Here is a 16247-nt window from a genome sequence, read left to right on the forward strand (position 1 = left end):
CAGCGCCCCCGGCCCGGGTTCAGCCCGCGACGGGGGCCGCGGCGAGCCGGCGCAGCGCGGCCCTGGCGACCTCGGGGTCGGTGGTGCCCCAGTAAGGCGGCAGCGACGAGCGCAGGAAGGCCCCGTAGCGCGCCGTGGCCAGGCGCGGGTCGAGCACCGCCACCACGCCCCGGTCCTCGGCCGAGCGCAGCAGTCGCCCGGTGCCCTGGGCCAGCAGCAGCGCCGCGTGGGTGGCCGCCACCGCCATGAACCCGTTGCCGCCGGCGGCTCCCACCGCCCGCTGGCGGGCCGAGGCCAGGGGGTCGTCGGGGCGGGGGAAGGGGATGCGGTCGACGATGACCAACTGCAAGGAGCGGCCGGGCACGTCGACGCCCTGCCACAGCGACAGGGTGCCGAACAGGCAGGAGCTCTCCTCGTCGGCGAACTCCTCGACGAGGCGGCCGGTGGAGTCGTCGCCCTGGCACAGGATCCGCAGGTCCACGCGCTCGCGCAGCTCCTCGGCGGCCTGCGCGGCGGCGCGCATGGACGAGAACAGCCCCAGCGCGCGGCCGCCTGCGGCCTCGACCAGGCCGGCGATCTCGTCGATGTAGCGGGGGTCGAGGCCGTCGCGGCCGGGCGGGGGCAGGTGCCGGGCGACGTAGAGGATGCCGCTGCGCGCGTGGTCGAAGGGTGAACCGACGTCCAGGCCCCGCCAGCGGGGCTCACCCGCGGCCTTCGCCGGGTCGTCGGCCTCGTCTGCGGGGGCGGCGGCCCCGGAACCGGCGTCGCCGGGCACGGCGGCCGCCGCGGCGGCGGGCTCCTGGCCGGAGGTCTCCCGGCCCAGGCCCCACTGGGCGGCCAGCGGCGCGAACGTGCCGCCGAGGGCCAGGGTCGCCGAGGTGAGCACGGTGGTGCGGTCGCCGAAGAGCTTCTCGCGCAGCAGTCCCCCGACGGCCAGCGGCGCCACCTGCAGAGTGGGCGCCTGCTTGGGGCCCTTGGCCAGCCACACGACGTCGCGGCGCTCGCGCAGCGGCGGCTCGAACGCCTCCAGGATGCGCACCGCGGTATCGTGCAGCTCCTCCAGCGCCGCCAGCGCCTGCTTGCGCTGGGTGGCGTAGTCGGGGTCCTGTTCGGATCCGCCGCTGCGGATGGCGCTCAGGCAGGCGTGCGCGGCGTCGCGGACGGCGGCGACCGCCCCGGCCAAGGACTCGGGCAGGTGGTCGAGGCGGCCGGCCTCGGACTCGCCGAACAGCAGCGCCAGGCCGTCTCCGGATTCGCTGAGCCGATCGCCGAGGCCCGCCTCGACCAGCCGGCCGGCGCGCTTGGCGGCGGTGTTGACGGCCCGCTCCCCCAGCTCGCCGGTGGCCACCGAGGTGACCCGGTCGACGAGCTCGTGCGCCTCATCGATCACCAGCACCCGGTGCTCGGGCAGCAGCTGGTAGCCCTGCATGGCGGAGATGGCCAGCATGGCGTGGTTGGTGACGACGACGTCGGCGCCGCCGGCGTCGGCGCGGGCCTGCTCGGAGAAGCACTCCTGGCCGAACGGGCAGGCCGCGGCGCCGACGCACTCGTTGGCCGATACCGACACCTGCCGCCAGGCGAGGTCGCTGACGCCGGGCGCGAGCTCGTCGCGGTCGCCGGTCGCGGTTTCCTCGGCCCACTCGTGCAGGCGTTTGACCTGGCGGCCCAGTGAGGAGAGCTGCCGGGGGTCGAACAGCTCGGTGTCCTCGGGGTCGGCGGACTCGGCGGTCTGCAGGCGGTGGCGGCACAGGTAGTTTCGGCGGCCCTTGAGGATGGCGAAGTTGGGCTCGCGGTGGAGCAGCGGTGCCAGGGCCTGGCCCAGCCGCGGCAGGTCGCGGTCGATCAGCTGGCGCTGGAGCGCCAGGGTGGCGGTGGATACCACGACCGTGGTGTCCTCGGCCATGGCGTAGCGGACGGCCGGCACCAGGTAGGCCAGGGACTTCCCGGTGCCCGTGCCCGCCTGCACCACGAGGTGCTCGCCGGTGTCGATGGCCGTGGAGACCGCCTCGGCCATGGTGGCCTGGCCGTCGCGCCGGGTGCCGCCCAGGGCTTGCACGGCGGCGTTGAGCAGGGTGTCGACGTCGGGAAGTTCAGCCACGCTGCGACAGTACCGCCTCGCGGTGACCGCGGGGCGGGTTCGTCCACAGGCCCGGCCGGGCGCTCAGGCGCGTTCGGCGGTGACGGTGAGCTCGTCGTGCAGGAAGCACAGGTGGTCGCGCACGTCCAGGCCGTCCTTGAGCGGGTTGGCATAGCACCAGGCCACGTCGGGGATCTCGCGGTCCTCCAGCCGCAGGTTCCAGTAGGTGGCCGCGCCCTTGTAGGGGCAGTGCGTGCGGGTACCGCTGGGCACCAGGAGTTCGCGGCGGACGTCGCTGGGCGGCAGGTAGTAGCGGTTGGGCAGCCCGGTCTCGGAGAGCACCTTGGGCCGGGCCGAGCGGGCGAGCACGAGTTCGCCGAGGGCCACGCGCACCAGCACCGTGGCGGGGCGGGTGTCGACCCGGTGGTAGGGGTCGCGCAGGTGGCCGCGGACGGGCTCGTCCTCGTCGAACCAGGTGTCGGCGGCGTCCCAGTACATCGCCGAGTACCCGCGCAGCCAGGCCGCGTCGGGCGTGGGATCGGGATAGGCCCACACGGCGTTCTCGGCCACCCGCTCGCCCACCCGCAGGTGCCAGTAGGAGGCGTCGCCCTTGTAGGGGCAGTGGGTGGTGCGGTCGCTGGGTGCCAGCAGCTTCGCGTCGATGTCCTCGGCGGGCACGTACAGCTGCGGCAGCAGCGAGGTCTCGTGGAGCAGCATCCCGCGCTCGGAGTCCAGTACCGCTCGGCCGCCCAGCTCGGCGCGCACCCGCCGGGGGAAGGGGTGCATGTACAGCGCGTGGTGCGGAGATCGGAGCTCGTAGTTCACCGTGGCGGGCGCATCGTGCGCGAACGGGCCGCCGCCCAAGGTCAGCGACATCCCCGGCCTCCTTCGCCGTCGACGTGGCGGGCGCAGCGGGTCATACCCGCCCCGCGGCGCGCTCACCCGCTTGCGGGAGGCTCCGGCGGCGGCCGGGTCGGCGGTGCGGACGGTCCCCGCCGCCCGCGCCCGGCCCGCGCGTGACCGCCCGGGACGCGGCGGCGGCCCAGGCCGTGTTCGGTGGATCACTGTCCTACTGCGCGGCCGCCGGGGTGGTGGCGGGTGAGGGGTGGGCTTCGCGCTCTCGCTGCGTTCTCTGGGCCCCTGACAGGCATCATGGCGAAGCCGCCTGTCAGGGGCAGTCGACAGGGGACTGGCCCCGGGCCCCCGCTGCGCGATGATGCGGAGCCCGCGGAGCCCGCGCAGGAGGGGAACTCCTTCCTCGGCCTTGCGAGAGCGGCACCGGGCCCCCGCTCGGCGATCATGGCCAAGCCCGCCAGGGCCCCCGCTCGGCGATCATGGCCAAGCCCGCCGAGTAGGGGCGTAGGGGCGTAGGGGCGTAGGGGCGCAGGGGAGGCCCTATCGCGGCGCCCCGCACCGGGGCGGCGCTTCGCGCCATCGGGCGCGGGGCGCACACGAGTGCGCCGCTCGCTACGGACGGACCCGCCAAACACAGCCCTAGGACCAGTCGCGGTGCGCGCTGCCGCGGCTGCGGTGGGGGCCGACGTCGTCGCCGTCGAATCCGGACTTGCGGCCGCGGCCGAGGTAGATGGCCGTTCCGCCGCCGCCCAGGGCGGCCAGGCCGGTCGCGACAAGGCCGATCAGCGCGCTGCCGGCCACCGGAAGCCGGCCGCCGGCGGGCTCGCCCGACGCCGGGTCCGCGTCCTCGCCGGGTTCGACCGAGGGGGCGTGCTCGGGGTCGGTCGGCGCCGCGACGGTGGGGCCGGGGGCGGGCTCCTGCTGTGTCGGCGCCTCGCCGGCGTCGGCCGAGGCGCCTCCCCCATCCCCGGGCGGGCGGGCCGTCTCCGCGGTGGAATCGCCGGCCGGGTCGCCGGGCGGCGCCGTGGCCGCGGGCGACCCTCCGCCGGCGGGACCGTCGGAGGGTGGGGCGCCGACGGAGCCTCCGGCGGAGCCGGCCGCCGCCCCGGGATCGCCGACGGTGCCGGGGCCGGGATCCGCGGTCGCGCCGGGGCCGGGGGACTCGTGTGTCGCCCGCGGGTCGGGGGCGGCTGTGGCGCCGCCGGACGGCGCGTCGTTCGCGGGCACGCCGCCGGCAGGCACGTGGACGGCTGCGCCGGCGAACTCCACCGCATAGTCGAAGGCGCCGATCTGCTCGCCGTCGGCGTCGAGGCGCACCACCTCGAAGCGGACGGACAGCCACGCGGCCGCGCGCAGGGGCTTGGCGGTCCGGTAGGGCGCGTCCGCGCTCTGGGCGGGGCGGGCGACGCCGCGTTCGGCCCGGACGGTGACCGAGACGGTGCCGTCGGCGGACGCGGCGGTGAAGGTGCCGGTGTAGGCGCCGTCGGAGACGTCGGCGGGGCGGCCCAGGACCGTGAGGCCCTTGACGGTGATCTGCGCGCTGGGCCCCGATGCGGCACTCCACCATGCGGTGGAGGCGGCGGAGTCGAGCGCGAGCAGGTGGTCGCGGCCGAACGCCTCGGCGACCGGTACGGGGAGCGAGACGCCGGGGGCGGTGCGGCAGTCGGGGCTGAAGCGCACGCCGGCGATGCCGGCGGCGGCCGTGAGCCGGCCGCTCTCGTGGACCACGGAGCTGTAGGCGTCGGCCGGCTCCTCGGGGAAGTGGCGGCCGGTGGAGACGTGGCGGGGGTCGGCGCTCCAGTCGGCGCCGCTGCTCGTCTGGGCGTTCCCGGCGGCGCCGGCCGCGCCGATCGCCCCCCGGCCGCACCAGTCGACGAACGCGATGCGGGCGGCGGCCTCGGGTTCGCCCGAGGCGCCGGTCGCCAGCGGCGGCACGGGGTCGGCGGAGGCGGGAAGCACGGCCGAGAGCGCCAGCGCCGCGGCCGCGGCCGCGGCGCCTCCGGCGCTGAGGAGCCTCCCCGCCACTGTGCGGCGGGCGGTGGGGGGATTCGATGTCACGGTCGTCCTCTGCGGGGGTCAACGGCCGCGGATACCGGGGCGTGCTTCCGGGGGGCGGGCCGGAGGTGTCTCGAGGCCGTTCAAAGGGGCTCCTTATGAACTTACATTCCACTGCCCGGTATCCATAGCTTTACCCGCCGCCCTGGGGCGGCGGGCGCCGTGGGGTCAGGCACACCGGACCGGGGAGCCGGCCGCGGACCCTCCAGGCGCCCTTCGGCGGTCGTGACTGCACGCTGTGAGGACGACCCGGCGGGCCGCGGGGTTCCCCCCGGCCGGATGCGGCCACCGCGGGGCCCGCGGGGACGGGTTTCGCCTCGGCCTCCGGCGCATCCGCCGCAGACCGTAACGCCGCGCGGGAGCCGGACATGTACCGCTGCGAGGACGCATTCACCCGGCGAAAGGGAGCACGTTGCCCTATGACGGCCCTGACGGCCCATCGGAGACGCCCGCCGGCGCCGAAGCCCGGTTCGAGTCGCTCTACACCGAGTGCTACGCCGACGTGCTCGGCTACCTGCTCCGGCGGGTCGACGACCCCGAGTCCGCCGCCGACCTGGTCGCTGAGGTGTTCGTGACGGTGTGGAACCGCCTGGACGCCGTGCCGGCCCGCGGCGGTGCGCGGCCGTGGATCTTCGGGGTGGCGCGCAAGGTCGTGGGCAACCACCGGCGCGGCGAGCGGCGCCGCTCGGCGCTGGCCGACCGGCTGCGCTCGGAGCTGAGCAGAGTGCAGGTGATCCGGCCGGAAGCCGCGGATCCCGGACTCGGCGAGGTCGGCGCCGTCTTCCGGTCGCTGTCGGAGGCGGATCGGGAGATCCTCTCCCTCTCCGGCTGGGAGGGGCTCGACCCCGGAGAGATCGCGATCGCCCTGGGCTGCACCCGCGGCACCGCCCGGGTCCGGCTGCACCGGGCGCGCGGACGCTTCGCCCGAGCACTGCGCAATGCGGGCGTCGACGTAGCCGGAGCGGTACCCGACCGGTCGCGGCCGCTGGGGTCGTCGGTCACGGAAGGAGCGAAGCCATGAGACACCGCGACGCCGTCGACCCGCTGGTCGCCCGGCTCCGTCCGCAGGTGAGCGCGTCCGAGGAGCTCGATCCGGCGCGGCCCGCCGCGCGCGAGCTCCGAGCCGCCATCACCGAGAAGAACGAGGAGCCCGCTGTGGCACCGAAACGCACCGTCCGCCGCCTGCTGATCGCCGTTCCCGTCGCGGCCGTGCTCGCCGCCGGAGGCGTCGCGGCGACGGCCCTGATGCCCGCATCCGCCCCCGGCCCCGTCGCCCCGCAGGAGGCGGCGGCCCTGGAGATCGACGTCGCCGACGGCGTCGTGGTCGCGGAGGTCAAGGACCCCACCGCCGATCCGCAGCGCTACGCCGAGGAGTTCGCCGAGCACGGCCTGAAGGTGGACCTGTCGCTGGTGCCCGCGTCCCCGTCGATGGTGGGCAAGCTCGTGTACCTGGACAGCGACATGAAGTCGCAGAACCGCGACGACCGCGACGTGGAGGTCATCGAGTCGCCCGAGCAGTGCACCCCCGACGGCGGGTGCCCGGTGGGCGTGCGCATCCCCGAGGGCTACCGGAACCACGTCCAGCTCGTTTTCGGCCGCGCACCCGGGGACGGCGAAAAGTACGAGGCCACCGGGGCGGAGGACACCAAGGGCCAGGATCTCGTCGGCATGACCGTCGCCGAAGCCGAGCTGGTCCTGCGCAACCGCGGGTTGGCGGTCGCCGAGTACCGCGTCGAGAAGCCCGCGCCCGCAGGCGGTGCACCCGCTCCCTCGCCGTCCGCGGCCGGCGCCTCCGACGGCCCGCCCCCGCAGCAGCCGGAGGACGCCGGGCAGCAGTCGGTTGTCGAGAAGGCCCAGGAGGTGCCGGACGACTACGTCGTCCGCGACGTCCAGCCGTGGGGCCCCGGGGAGGTGCTGCTGTTCACCGGCGAGTCCGGGGATTAGCCGACCGGTCCGACCGCGGCACGGGCCGCGGCGGAAGCGGCCCCGTCCGCAGGCGCGACCTGCCGGCGGGGCCGCCTTCGCGGTCCGGGCCCATACCGCCTCAGCCCGTCCCGGCGGCCAGCGCCGCGAAGAGCAGGCCGAGCCACGCCCAGCCCGTGATGATCATCAACCGCTGGATCAGGCCCGTCTGCGGCCGGTCGTGCTCCCAGGCGTGGCCGAACAGCGCGAAGAGGCCGAGCACCGCCGCGCCCGTCAGCGCGGAGTACCAGGTCCATACCGCGCCGCCGAGGACGAAGGCGGCGGTGATCGCCGCCGCCGGCAGTGCGAGGAAGACCACCGCGCCGGCGGCGTCGTGCACCCGGTGGCGGAGGCTGAAGCTCTGCGGCGTCCCCGCGGGTGCGCCCGGCGGGTAGCCGCGCATCGGATCCATCGGGAATGCGCCCGAGACCACCAGCGCCAGCCCGAACACGGCGATCGCGACAGCGAGCAGGACACTGTGCGCCGCCGGCGCGACGGCGGCGGCCGCGGCGGTGACCGCCAGGCCGCAGACGAGGAAGTTCGCGGTCTGCACCCAGCCGCGCCGTCCCAGCGCCAGGGCGCTGACCGGGTGGCGCTTCGGCCGGTAGCCGCCGCCCCGAGTCCAGCCGTCGACCAGGAAGACCGCGACGAACAGCACCGCCGCCCCCGCACCCGCCCAAAGCACCGCCGCCATGCAGGCACGCTAGCAACAAACGCGGGATCCGAGGCCGCGGAGCGGAAGGCGAGCCGAGGCCACCGATATCCCGTGAACACTGCGGCTTCCGAGGAGGCGGACGGGAGGCCGCCGACCGGCGCGGGCCGGCCCCATCGGGGGGTCCGGGGGTCGCCCCCCGGGAAAACACAGCGGCCCGCGGGGAAGGCGGCTCGAAGGCCGCCGACCGGCGCGGGCCGGCCCCATCGGGGGGTCCGGGGGTCGCCCCCCGGCAAAAACACAGCGGCCCGCGGGGAAGGCGGCTCGAAGGCCGCCGACCAGCGCGGGCCGGCCCCATCGGGGGGTCCGGGGGGTCGCCCCCCCGGGAAAACACAGCGGCCCGCGGGGAAGGCGGCTCGAAGGCCGCCGACCAGCGCGGGCCGGCTCGTGGAGCTATGGGGATTCGAACCCCAGACCTCCTCCATGCCATGGAGGCGCGCTACCGACTGCGCCATAGCCCCTTGTTGCCTCCAGTCTAGCGGATCTTTGGAGTGCCTTGGTCCGCGCCTCCGCGTGCCCGCACCGGATGGAGTGGCCGCGGCCGCCGCCGGCCGGGTGGAGGGGGAGCCGGCGGCGGCCGCGTATCCGGGGGTGGTCCTGGCGCCCCTGCCGGTCAGGAGGCGACCGGTGCCAGGCGCCACTGCTGGCAGTGGTTGTCCAGCCAGCTCCACTGCCGCACGTTGACGCCTTCGGCCGTGCCGCAGTTCGCGACGTCGAGCACCTTGCCGCTGTTCACGTTGACGACACTCACCCAGCCACCGGCGTCCTGCAGCACCAGGCGGAACCGCTGGCAGGTGTTGTCCAGCCAGCTCCACTGCCGCACGTCCGCGCCGTCGGCGGTGCTGCAGTCAGCGACGTCGAGGGTGCCGCCGCCGGCCCGGTTGACCAGCCGCGACGTGCCGTCTGCCAGGCCCTCGACGCGCCAGTCCGTGCCTTGCCCTCCCTCGCAGCGGGTCTGCACGGCGGTGGCGCCGTCGGCGCCGGAGCCGCCCTCGATCGCCAGGCACAGCCCGCTGTTGCGGTTGACCAGGCGGTATGCGGTGGGCGTGGGCCCGGTTTCGCCGGAGGGGCCGGTCAGTGTGACGCCGGTGGGCTCGGGGGTGCCGAAGTTCGGGGTGCCGTCGGCGTTCCACTCGAACTTCTGCGCCCGCGTGGTGCGGTCGGGCGTGCAGCCGCCGTCAGCGGTGTCGTTGGCGTGGTAGACGATCCAGTCCTCGGTGCCGTCCGGTGACTTGAAGAACCCGTTGTGCCCCGGCCCGTAGACGCCGTCGGCGTCGTCGCGCTGGAAGACGGGCTCAGGCGACTTCCGCCAGGACCCCGCATCCATCGGGTCGCCACCGGTGTAGGTGAGCATGCCGAGCTTGTAGTCGGGGGTGTCGCAGAAGCTGGTGGAGTAGACGATGAACGTGTCGTCGCCGTGGTACAGCGGCTCCGGCGCCTCCTGCACGGGTGCCCCCTGTCTCTCCCAGTCGTAGGTCGGCCGGGAGAGCCGCCGGCGCGGACCGGTGACCGTCGTCGGGTCGCTGAGCGCTTGGATGAACAGGTTCTGGGTCGAGCCGTCGTGGTAGGTGCCCAGCAGGTAGAGGTCGTCGCCCATCTCCAGCACGCTGGCGTCGAGCTGCCACTCGTCCAGGCCGACCGATCCCTGGTAGGTGTAGGGGCCCATCGGGTCGAGGCCCTCGCTGCGCAGCACCTGGAGACGCTGGGTGGGGTTGTAGTCGGCGACGTCGCGGCTGGCGTTGTAGTAGATGTACCAGCGCTTGCCCTCGGGGCCGTCCAGCAGGTGCATCTCCGGCGCCCAGATGTTGCAGCACTGCTCAGTGCCCGCCGCGGAGTAGACCTGCACGCTCGGTGCGGTGGCGATGCCGGCGAGGGTGGGCGACTTGCGGATCGTCAGTTCGGAGGTCCAGCTGGTGGTGATCAGGTAGTAGTTGCCGTCGTAGTACTCCATCCAGGGGTCGGCGCCCCGGACCGGTTTGATCGGGTTCTCGTACGGCAGCCCTGGCGCGGCAGCGGGGGAGGCCGCGGCCGGCCGCGATTCGGCGCCGCGGGCGGCCGAGGAGTCGGCGGTGGGATCGGCGGACACCGACGCGGCCGGCGCCACCAGCAGGAGGAGGCAGAGCGGAAGCAGGAGGGTGACTCGGGGCCGGATCATGGGGGCTCCTTCGCGGCCGAGTGGGGGATTCCTGTCGGGGAGTGGCCGCTCCAGCAGATGTGAGCGCTCACATCCGGCGCTGCCGCGTTCACTCCGGAGGGGCGGGGGGAACGGATGCGCGGCACGCGGGGACGACCCGCAGGCCGCGGCGCGTACCGGTTAGTGTGAGCGCTCACACATCAGTCCGTCAAGGGGTGGAAACTCCCCGTGTCCGGCCGGGGCGCCATCACCGGCGGTATGCCGCCGCCAGGGCGCTCAGCATCGCCGAGCAGCCCGCGTCGACGGTGAGCGCGGCGGCCCCGTCCGATCGTGTCGGTCCGCGGTTGACGATCGCCACCGGCTTGCCCTGGTCGACCGCGCGCTTGACGAAACGGCGGCCCGACAGCACGGTCAGCGACGAACCCGCCACCAGCAGGGCCTCGGCCTCGTCGACGAGCCGGTAGCCCTCCAGCACCCGCTCCGCCGGCACGTTCTCGCCGAAGTAGACGATGTCGGGCTTGAGGATCCCGCCGCAGTCCGCGCAGTCGGCCACGGTGAAGTCGCGGGTCGAGGCCAGGACAGCGTCGGCGTCGGGCGCGATCTCCACGTCCTCCACTCCCCCGGTGAACCCGGGGTTGAGCGCGGTGAGGCGCTCGGCCAGCCGCGCGCGGGGCTCCACCCGCGCACACGCCAGGCACATCACCCGGTCGTAGCGTCCGTGCAGGTCGATGACGCTCCTGCTGCCCGCCGCCTCGTGCAGGGTGTCCACATTCTGCGTGATCACTCCGGACACCACTCCGGCCTCCTCCAGCTCGGCCAGCGCCCGGTGGCCGTCGTTGGGCCGCGTGGTGTGCATGTGGCGCCAGCCCACGTGGTTGCGCGCCCAGTAGTGGCGGCGGAAGGCGGCGTCGCCGACGAACTGCTGATAGGTCATCGGCTTGCGGGGCGGCGAGTCCGGGCCCCGGTAGTCGGGAATGCCCGAGTCCGTCGAGATTCCCGCCCCGGTCAGCGCGACCACCGGCCCCCGCCCCAAGAGCGCGCGCATCCGCGCGAGCGCGGTGGTGAGCTCCTCGGCGTCGAGCGTGTCGGTCACGCTTCGAGGGTATGCACGCGGGGCCGGATCCGGCCCCGCCCCCTCCCCCGGCGGGGCCCACCCGCGCGTTTCCCGGCCGCGGGGCCCGCGGTCGCGCTCTGTGTGCCAATTCTCAGGCGGCTGTCTCAGTCAGGCGACTTACGCGAGTGCTAGCGTTAAGCGGGCGCCCTGTCTGACTTGTACGAGCATGCGTAGAAGCGCGCCGATCGCCGAGGGTGCGCCCCGGCGACCGCAGACGGAGCGCCGTACCGCAGGCGGGGAAGCGGGTGACGATCGTGATGGACGGGGACGGTGCTGCGGCCCCGAGCCGCTCTCCCCTGGGCTCTTCCGGCGGCTGCACAGCAGGGCCCAGCCTGCGCTGGAGGAGCACCGATCCGCCTGCGCGCCTACCCGCCGCGGTGGACGGCCACCGCGTCATTCTCCTCCGGCCCGCGGCCGCGGATCGCCTCCGGCCCAGCGCGCCCGCGCACCGCGCCGCCTGAGGCCCGGCGGCCGGACGCACCGGCGACCGGCTCCTCCACCCCCGCCCGAACCGCCCCACTGCAGCTGACGAGGTACGCCCATGACCGATACCGCGACGACCGCGACAGGAGCCTCCGATTCGCCCGATGACCGGGCTGCTCCGGCACCGCGGTCCGGCCTGCTCATCGGCGTGCTGGTCGTCTCGGCGTTCGTGATGATCCTCAACGAGACGATCCTGAGCGTCGCACTGCGGGACCTGACCGTCGCCCTGGACGTCTCCACCACCACGGTGCAGTGGCTGACCAGCGGCTTCCTGCTCACCATGGCGGTGGTCATCCCCACGACCGGCTTCCTGCTGGAGCGGTTCACGCCGCGCCAGGTCTTCCTGGCCTCGCTGACCATGTTCACCCTGGGCACGCTGCTCAGCGGGCTCGCCCCGGGCTTCGCGACCCTGCTGGTCGGGCGCGTCGTGCAGGCGTGCGGCACCGCGGTCATGGTGCCGCTGCTGATGACCTCGGTGATGCGGCTGGTTCCGCCCAACCGGCGCGGCGCGACGATGGGCACGATCACCATCGTCATCGCCGTCGCGCCGGCGATCGGGCCGACCATCGGCGGGGCGGTGCTGGCCTCGCTGGGGTGGCGCTGGATGTTCTGGCTCGTCCTCCCGCTGGCGGTGGCCGCGCTGGTCATCGGGGCGGTCTGGCTGCGCCTGGACAGCCGCACCCGGGCGGTGCCGCTGGACGTGCTCTCGGTGCTGCTGTCGGCGGTCGGGTTCGGCGGTCTGCTCTACGGCCTGTCCTCCGTCGGCGAGTCCGGCGGCGGGGAGCACCCGGTGCCGCCCTGGCTCGCGGTCGGGGCCGGGATCGCCGCGCTGGCGGTCTTCGTCGTGCGCCAGCTCCGCCTCCAGCGCCGCGATCGCGCGCTGCTGGACCTGCGGCCGTTCACCCACCGCAGCTTCGTGGTCGCCCTGATCCTGGCCGGACTGCTGTTCATGTGCCTGCTGGGCGTCGCGTCGATCATGCTGCCCCTGTACCTGCAGACCGTCATGGATACCGGAACGTTCGTGAGCGGTCTGGCCGTGCTGCCCGGCGGACTGGTGCTGGGAGCGCTGGGCCGACCGGTCGGAGCGCTCTTCGACCGCTTCGGCGCCCGCCCTCTGGTGATCCCCGGGGCTCTGGCCATGGCGACGTCGCTGTGGCTGTTCACCGCGCTGGGCCCCGATTCGCCGCTGGCCGCGGTGATCGCGATCCACATCGTGCTCATGACCGGGCTGGGGCTGATGATGACGCCGCTGATGACCGAGTCGCTGGGCGCTCTGCCCGACCACCTCTACTCCCACGGAAGCGCCATCCTGGCCACCCTGCAGCAGGTCGCGGGAGCGTTCGGCACGGCCGTCTTCGTGACCGTCGCCGCGCTCGGCAGCGCCACGGCCGCGGGCACGCCCGACGCCTCCGGCCTGCGGACCGCGTTCTTCGTCGCCGGATGCATCGGCGTGCTCGCGGTGGTCACGGCGCTGTTCGTCCGCCGCCCCGCGGAGTCCCAACCGGTCGGCGACGACCGCGAGGCGCCGGCCGAGGCGGGGTCGGACGGCGAGCCCCGCGGGGGCGCGCCGCAGCCGGTTCGCGACGAACAGGGCTGAGCCCACGAGGCGCGGCGACCGCCGCAGCGCGAAAAGCATTCACGACTGGTAGAGCTCAGTGAGCAGGGAGACGGCGGATCGCGTCGCCGGGTGCGGATCGTCGCGCCACCAGATCAGGCGTACCGCGATGGGCGCGGCGTCGCGCAGCGGGCGGAAGGCCACACCAGGCCGCGGGTACTGGGCGACGGTACTCTCGGTGGTAACGCCGACGCAGCGGCCCGTGGCGATGACGGCGAGCCAGTCGTCGACGTCCTGGACGTGTTCGACGCTCGGACGGCTCTCCGGCGGCCACATTTCGATAGTCGTGGTACCGCTGCGCCGGTCGATGACAAGTCTGCGCTCGCTGATCTCGGCAAGCCGGAGGGAGCGGCGGCGGGCCCACGGGTCGTCGGAGGCCAGGGCGCAGAACCGCCGCTCCAGCCCGACGATGACCCCGTCGAAGCGCCGCCGGTCGGGCTCGGTGCGCACCACGGCGAGGTCGCAGGCGCCCTCGGCGAGCCCGCCGGTAGCGGAGTTGGTGCGCACCAGCTGCAGTTCGACGTCCGGACGCAGCGCGGGCCAGCGACGTTGGAAATCCACGGTATGCCGGCCCATGGCCGACCAGGCGTAGCCGACGCGCAGGCGGGTGTGACCAGAGGTCGCTTCACGCACCAAGTCGTCGGCCTCGGCCAGCAGCCGCCGGGCACGAGCGATGACCTGCGCGCCGACAGCAGTGGGCACCACCTCCCGGCTCGTCCGGCGCAGCAGTCGGACACCAAGGGCCGATTCCAAAGCGGCCAGCGTGCGGGAGACAGCCGCCTGCGAGATGCCCAACTCGATGGCGGCGTCGGTGAAAGTGCCCGTATCGACGATGGCGACCAAGCACCGCAGCTGCCGCAGCTCCACATTCATAACCGAAGCGTATAGCTGCCGCGCCGGATGCATTTTGCGGAATCGTCGCCGCAACGCACGCTCGGATCCATGCATACGACGGCGCACACGCAGCGGACCCCGGAGAGTCCCGGCTCCGCTCCTAATAAGACCGGCCGCTCCGCAGGAATCGCGATGATGGCGGGCAGCGGCCTGTCGAATCAGGTCGGTGCAGCGATCGGTTCGTTCGCGTTCCCGGTGATCGGGCCGGTCGGCGTGGTCGCCGTACGGCAGTGGATCGCCGCAGCCGCACTGCTGGCGGTCGGTCGGCCTCGGCTGCGGTCGTTCACCCGGCACCAGTGGTGGCCGGTCCTGCTGCTGGCGGCGGTGTTCGCGGCGATGAACCTTTCGCTCTATAGCGCGATCGACCGCATCGGGCTCGGCCTGGCGGTCACGCTGGAATTCCTCGGCCCGCTCACGGTCGCACTGTCCGCCTCCCGCCGTACGAGCGATCTCGGCTGCGCGGTCATCGCCGCCATCGGCGTAGTCGCCTTGACCAGGCCGCAACCGTCGACGGATTTCCTCGGCATCGGCCTCGGTCTACTGGCCGCAGCGTGCTGGGCCTCCTATATCCTGCTCAACCGCTCCGTCGGCCGCCGATTCCCCGGCGCCGAGGGGACAGCCGCAGCCGCCGGCCTGTCGGGCTTGCTCTTCGTGCCCATCGGCATCGTCGTGCTGGTCCAACACCCGCCGACCCCGGCCGCTCTGGCCTGTGCCGCAGCGGCGGGCATCCTGTCCTCGACGGTCCCGTTCCTCACCGACATGCTGGCGCTGCGCCGCGTTCCGGCCCACTTCTTCGGCATCTTCATGAGCATCAACCCGGTCCTGGCCGCCACCGTGGGTCTGGTCCTCCTCGGCCAGCACCTGCACATCGGCCAATGGCTCGGCATCGCGGCCATCGCCACAGCCAACACCGTCAGCGTCGCCTCCGCCAGCCGCCGCCCATGAGACCGAACCCCAAGAATTCCAGCTCTTCCGGCAGTTCACCCGCATGCCGGGCACGACTCCGCGCAGCCCGCCGGTTCGAACCGCCGACCGGAGTACCAGGCGTGGCCCGCCGCCATTCGCGCGTTTCGTTTCCCGACCGCGTGGATGGCCGGGTATGGACGTCGCCGCTGCCGGCGCCCTGGTAGGAGGCGGCCATCGAGCCGAGGATCCGTAGCGCTTCCACGGATTTCGATCCCGGCTCGGCCAAGTAGGTGACCAGCATCTGATGCGGTGCACCCGGTGTCGTCCAGGCGACATAGGAGAGGTCGATGTCACCGACGTCGGCCCCGACCCCGCGGCAACAAAGCGGCCGCTTCCGCCTCACCGGCGGAAACGGCCTCGAAAGGAGCGATTCGTACTATGACTGATCCGGTGGAGCTATGGGGATTCGAACCCCAGACCTCCTCCATGCCATGGAGGCGCGCTACCGACTGCGCCATAGCCCCGTGTGCTCACCTTTATACCACCCGCTCGGGGGTGCATCGCCCGGCGCCGGGCGCCGGGGCCGTCGGATCGAAGCCGGTCGAAGCGCAATAAGCTGGAACGGTGGCCGAGACGAAGCTTGAGATCCAGATGCTGCACGATCGCCTGCTCGTACGCCAGATCCCCGAGCAGGGCGAGCGGCGCAGCAGCGGCGGGCTGGTCATCCCCGAGACCGTGAAGATGGCCACCCGCCTGGTATGGGGCGAGGTCTGCGGCGCCGGCACCGGTGCCCGCCATGTGAAGACCGGCGACCGGGTGCTGTTCAACCCCGAGGACCAGAACGAGGTCGAACTGCACGCCGAGCGCTACCTGGTGCTGCGCGAGCGCGACGTGCACGCCGTCGCCAACGAGCATCCCGAGCAGGGCACCGGCCTCTACCTCTGATCCCGCCGGCGCCGCGCCGCCGGGCGAGCTGCGGCGCGGCCGCCGGGTAATCCTGCCGCGCCGCAGCGGCCCGAGCCCGCGGAGTCCCGCGCGGCGGCGTGCGGCGGGGCTCAGTCGGAAACGGCCATCTCCCCGAGCAGGGACCAGTCGTCCTGCGGCACCGTCGTGTTGACGATCCGCGGGGTTTCCGCGAGGTGGGGCGGCAGCGTCCGCTGGGCCGTCTTGAAGTGCTCGGAGCCGACGTGGGCGGCGCCGGCGTCGGCGTCGGCGTCGCGGAAAGCCTCGACCAGCACGTACTCGTTGGGGTCGGCGACGCTGCGGGACCACTCGAACCAGAGGCATCCCGGCTCGGAGCGGGTGGCCTGTGTGAAGTCGGCGGCGATCTCGGGCCACCTGTCGGCGTACTCGGGCTTGATCCGGAACTTGGCGGTGATGAAGATCATCGGCTCTCCCCTGCTCTCGTCTCGGACACGGGCGCACACCGGCGTCCCGGTC

At 73.8% G+C, this 16247-nt stretch carries 14 protein-coding genes and 2 tRNA genes; 5 read left to right on the forward strand and 11 right to left on the reverse strand.

Translation table 11 applies throughout. From position 1 onward, the window contains the following. Positions 1-19: 19 nt before the first annotated feature. The 3 genes from FZ103_RS18005 to FZ103_RS18015 form a co-directional block, all read right to left on the reverse strand. A complete protein-coding gene (locus FZ103_RS18005) occupies positions 20-2098 on the reverse strand; it encodes an ATP-dependent DNA helicase (RefSeq protein WP_343233586.1) in 2079 nt (692 codons plus the stop codon). Positions 2099-2161: 63 nt separating this feature from the next. Next, the gene (locus FZ103_RS18010; RefSeq protein WP_156002713.1) at positions 2162-2953 is read right to left on the reverse strand and encodes a DUF427 domain-containing protein; all 792 of its coding nucleotides are present in this window, start codon (positions 2951-2953) and stop codon (positions 2162-2164) included. A gap of 618 nt (positions 2954-3571) precedes the next feature. Next, positions 3572-4990, reverse strand: a complete 1419-nt coding sequence (locus tag FZ103_RS18015) for a hypothetical protein (RefSeq protein WP_156002716.1) — start codon at positions 4988-4990, stop codon at positions 3572-3574. Between the two features lie 409 nt (positions 4991-5399). Here FZ103_RS18015 and FZ103_RS18020 point away from each other — a divergent pair, with 409 nt between their 5' ends. Together FZ103_RS18020 and FZ103_RS18025 are read left to right on the forward strand one after the other, a co-directional pair. Continuing rightward, a complete protein-coding gene (locus tag FZ103_RS18020; protein ID WP_156002719.1) occupies positions 5400-6008 on the forward strand; it encodes an RNA polymerase sigma factor in 609 nt (202 codons plus the stop codon). Continuing rightward, the gene (locus FZ103_RS18025) at positions 6005-6931 is read left to right on the forward strand and encodes a hypothetical protein (protein ID WP_156002722.1); all 927 of its coding nucleotides are present in this window, start codon (positions 6005-6007) and stop codon (positions 6929-6931) included. Before FZ103_RS18020 ends, FZ103_RS18025 begins: the two co-directional genes overlap by 4 nt. A 100-nt stretch (positions 6932-7031) precedes the next feature. Here FZ103_RS18025 and FZ103_RS18030 read toward each other — a convergent pair whose 3' ends face one another. The 4 genes from FZ103_RS18030 to FZ103_RS18045 all read right to left on the reverse strand — a co-directional run bounded on the left by FZ103_RS18030 (position 7032) and on the right by FZ103_RS18045 (position 10888). Continuing rightward, positions 7032-7643 (reverse strand): DUF998 domain-containing protein, encoded by a 612-nt coding sequence (locus FZ103_RS18030; RefSeq protein WP_156002724.1) that lies wholly within the window; start codon positions 7641-7643, stop codon positions 7032-7034. A gap of 406 nt (positions 7644-8049) precedes the next feature. Continuing rightward, positions 8050-8122, reverse strand: a tRNA-Ala gene (locus FZ103_RS18035). Positions 8123-8274: 152 nt separating this feature from the next. Beyond that, positions 8275-9816 carry a family 43 glycosylhydrolase gene (locus FZ103_RS18040; protein WP_156002727.1) on the reverse strand — a complete coding sequence of 514 codons (1542 nt, stop codon included), beginning with the start codon at positions 9814-9816 and terminating at the stop codon, positions 8275-8277. A 226-nt stretch (positions 9817-10042) separates the two neighbouring features. Further along, positions 10043-10888: a Sir2 family NAD-dependent protein deacetylase gene (locus FZ103_RS18045; RefSeq protein ID WP_394350117.1), complete on the reverse strand. Its 846-nt coding sequence runs from the start codon at positions 10886-10888 to the stop codon at positions 10043-10045. Positions 10889-11450: 562 nt separating this feature from the next. On the opposite strand from FZ103_RS18045, the gene FZ103_RS18050 reads away from it, so the two are divergent. Further along, positions 11451-12989, forward strand: a complete 1539-nt coding sequence (locus tag FZ103_RS18050; RefSeq protein WP_156002730.1) for an MDR family MFS transporter — start codon at positions 11451-11453, stop codon at positions 12987-12989. A gap of 39 nt (positions 12990-13028) precedes the next feature. Here FZ103_RS18050 and FZ103_RS18055 read toward each other — a convergent pair whose 3' ends face one another. Further along, entirely contained in the window at positions 13029-13880 is an 852-nt protein-coding gene (locus tag FZ103_RS18055; RefSeq protein WP_156002733.1) for a LysR family transcriptional regulator, read from the reverse strand. Between the two features lie 69 nt (positions 13881-13949). Here FZ103_RS18055 and FZ103_RS18060 point away from each other — a divergent pair, with 69 nt between their 5' ends. Next, positions 13950-14846 (forward strand): DMT family transporter, encoded by an 897-nt coding sequence (locus FZ103_RS18060; RefSeq protein ID WP_255430095.1) that lies wholly within the window; start codon positions 13950-13952, stop codon positions 14844-14846. Here FZ103_RS18060 and FZ103_RS26230 read toward each other — a convergent pair. Then, positions 14815-15210 carry a hypothetical protein gene (locus FZ103_RS26230; RefSeq protein WP_394350118.1) on the reverse strand — a complete coding sequence of 132 codons (396 nt, stop codon included), beginning with the start codon at positions 15208-15210 and terminating at the stop codon, positions 14815-14817. The two genes, FZ103_RS18060 and FZ103_RS26230, sit on opposite strands and share 32 nt — an antisense overlap. Positions 15211-15258: 48 nt before the next feature. Next, positions 15259-15331: transfer RNA gene (locus FZ103_RS18065), tRNA-Ala, on the reverse strand. A 127-nt stretch (positions 15332-15458) separates the two neighbouring features. Between FZ103_RS18065 and FZ103_RS18070 the strand changes: the two genes are divergently transcribed. Further along, positions 15459-15752, forward strand: a complete 294-nt coding sequence (locus tag FZ103_RS18070) for a co-chaperone GroES (protein WP_156002975.1) — start codon at positions 15459-15461, stop codon at positions 15750-15752. 110 nt (positions 15753-15862) lie between these two features. On the opposite strand, the gene FZ103_RS18075 is transcribed toward FZ103_RS18070, so the two are convergent. Beyond that, positions 15863-16195: a putative quinol monooxygenase gene (locus tag FZ103_RS18075; protein WP_156002739.1), complete on the reverse strand. Its 333-nt coding sequence runs from the start codon at positions 16193-16195 to the stop codon at positions 15863-15865. Between the last annotated feature and the right edge of the window lie 52 nt (positions 16196-16247).

Source organism: Streptomonospora sp. PA3, assembly GCF_009728995.1.
GTDB lineage: Bacteria > Actinomycetota > Actinomycetes > Streptosporangiales > Streptosporangiaceae > Streptomonospora.

Coding starts and splice junctions, on each gene's coding strand:
- FZ103_RS18025 (WP_156002722.1), top strand. CDS start 6,005: ATGAGACACCGCGACGCCGTCGACCCGCTGGTCGCCCGGCTCCGTCCG.
- FZ103_RS18075 (WP_156002739.1), bottom strand. CDS start 16,195: ATGATCTTCATCACCGCCAAGTTCCGGATCAAGCCCGAGTACGCCGAC.
- FZ103_RS18030 (WP_156002724.1), bottom strand. CDS start 7,643: ATGGCGGCGGTGCTTTGGGCGGGTGCGGGGGCGGCGGTGCTGTTCGTC.
- FZ103_RS18070 (WP_156002975.1), top strand. CDS start 15,459: ATGCTGCACGATCGCCTGCTCGTACGCCAGATCCCCGAGCAGGGCGAG.
- FZ103_RS18010 (WP_156002713.1), bottom strand. CDS start 2,953: ATGTCGCTGACCTTGGGCGGCGGCCCGTTCGCGCACGATGCGCCCGCC.
- FZ103_RS18050 (WP_156002730.1), top strand. CDS start 11,451: ATGACCGATACCGCGACGACCGCGACAGGAGCCTCCGATTCGCCCGAT.
- FZ103_RS18055 (WP_156002733.1), bottom strand. CDS start 13,880: ATGAATGTGGAGCTGCGGCAGCTGCGGTGCTTGGTCGCCATCGTCGAT.
- FZ103_RS18060 (WP_255430095.1), top strand. CDS start 13,950: ATGCATACGACGGCGCACACGCAGCGGACCCCGGAGAGTCCCGGCTCC.
- FZ103_RS18040 (WP_156002727.1), bottom strand. CDS start 9,816: ATGATCCGGCCCCGAGTCACCCTCCTGCTTCCGCTCTGCCTCCTCCTG.